At 69.8% G+C, this 1,878-nt stretch carries 3 protein-coding genes; 2 read left to right on the plus strand and 1 reads right to left on the minus strand.

Annotation, left to right across the window (positions count from 1 at the left end):
* Positions 1 to 378, plus strand: a 378-nt coding sequence (locus tag WA805_RS19565) for a hypothetical protein (RefSeq protein WP_425243052.1), incomplete at its 5' end; no start/stop codon positions are given.
* Positions 379 to 446: 68 nt separating this feature from the next.
* On the opposite strand, the gene WA805_RS19570 is transcribed toward WA805_RS19565, so the two are convergent.
* A complete protein-coding gene (locus WA805_RS19570) occupies positions 447 to 887 on the minus strand; it encodes a DUF6918 family protein (protein WP_424563181.1) in 441 nt (146 codons plus the stop codon).
* Between the two features lie 208 nt (positions 888 to 1,095).
* On the opposite strand from WA805_RS19570, the gene WA805_RS19575 reads away from it, so the two are divergent.
* Positions 1,096 to 1,821: a metal-dependent hydrolase gene (locus WA805_RS19575; protein WP_425243053.1), complete on the plus strand. Its 726-nt coding sequence runs from the start codon at positions 1,096 to 1,098 to the stop codon at positions 1,819 to 1,821.
* Positions 1,822 to 1,878 lie beyond the last annotated feature (57 nt).

Consider the following 1,878-nt stretch of genomic DNA (forward strand, 5'->3'; position numbering starts at 1 on the left):
TCCAGCGCGCTCGGCCGGGTCCTCGACCAGTCCGAGCTGCAGGCCAACTTCTTCACCACGGACCCGACCGTCACCGCGGAGGCGGAATTGGAATCAGGCGAGCTCAACACCGGCAAGAATGCGCTGACGTCGATCGCCGTCGCGCCGGGGACCGCGCACCACATCGGGTTCGGCTGCGACAACGGCGTCGCAGCATCGCAGCCGGCGGTGCTGCGGGTGGCGATCTACGACACGGGGTGGCACATAACCCAGAACGTCGTGGTCGACGGGAGCAAGGGGCTGCACGTGATGACGTTTCTCAACCCGGCGAAGACCGGAGTGGTCTCGGTGGTCCGGATGGACGCGGCCGGGTTCCCCGTCGGCTACGTCGTCTACTGAACACGCAGCAGGCGCTCAAGCGCCCGCCGACGGCCCCGGGAACCGTCGGCGGGCGCTTGACGTAAGCCTCAGGCGTACTTCTGGATCATCGCGCCGAGGTTCGGCAGCGCTGCCTCCATGTGCTTGCTGGCGCTGCCGCGCACCGCGCTGTACGCCCTGACGACAGTGGCCCGGCCGGACCGGTCCCGCATGGCGTCGGTCACCACCAGCAGCGCCGGGCACACCTCGTCGCTGCGCTTGGACAGGTAGTCGCCGAAGTCACCGCCGCCGGACACCTGGAAGTCCGCCCAGAACGGAGCCAGCTGATTCACCATGTCCGGAACCATGCCAGCGACCGTCTCCTGGTAGTAGCCGGGCGCGAACGTGGTGATCGCCTTGAAGGCGACCTTGACCGCGGTCCCGGACAACCCGGACTTGCTCGCCAGCTCGCTGTCGACCAGGGCGAGAGTGTCGGAGACGACCCTGGGCTGGACGTCGGGGCGAAGCAGCATCTCCTGCAGCGTAGCCATGAGGCTCCTTTTGCTCAGTATCTGGGCTTTCCGCCGCTAACCGTACTGAGTCGCGGGACCGCGTTCGGGGCGTTTCACCAGACGGTTACGCAATGTCCGGCGGCGCGTCTTTTGCCCTCCCGCGCGCCTCCCTGGTGGCCGGGTCACCGTGTGCCAGGCTTGTCGCCGCAAGCTACCGTTCGACGCCATCCGGGGGAACGATCCGGCGATGCTGGGCAGGGATCACGCGCTGAGCGGCGCGCTTGCGTTCGCCGCGCTCGGACCGTCGTTGCACGTGACAGGCTCGCATCTGGCCGCGGGAGTGCTGCTCACCGCCGGGGCCGGCACGCTGCCGGACATCGACCACCCGGACAGCACGATCTCGCGCGAGTTCGGCTTTCTCACCCAGGCCTTCGCCTGGCTGGTGGACCGGCTGTCCGGCGGCCACCGGCACGGCACCCACAGCTTCGTGGGCATCGCGGTGTTCTCCGCCGGCGCGCTCGCCGCCGGCTCGTACCAGCTGACCGCGCACCTGACCGGGCACACGGTGTTCTCCTGGCACCTGGTGCCCGCGGCGCTGTACCTGGCGCTGCTGTACTCGGCCGCGCTGCGCGCGCTGCACATCGGCGGGCATCACGGCGACCTGCTCGGCATCGGCGGCGCGGTGGTCACCTGCTATACCCGCTGGGACCTCCTGCTGATCCCGCTCTGGCACTGGCACGTGCCGCTGCTCGCGCTAGCCGTCGCGCTCGGCTGCGCCGCGCACATCGCCGGCGACGAGCTGACGCACGGCGGCTGCCCGGTCTTCTGGCCGGTCAGCGGGCACGAGTTCCACCTGGTGCCGCGCCCGCTGCAGATCACCACCGCCAAGATGGGGGAGAACTGGGTCGTCTTCCCGCTGCTGGTGGTGGCGCTGTTCGCGGCCGTGTGGCACGCGACCGGCCATCCGCTGTGACGTTATCCCGTCGCCCCTGTCGACCCCGTCGCCGACGGCGATGTCGTCGGCACCGCC

The organism is Trebonia sp. (assembly GCF_049794275.1).
Lineage (GTDB): Bacteria > Actinomycetota > Actinomycetes > Streptosporangiales > Streptosporangiaceae > Trebonia.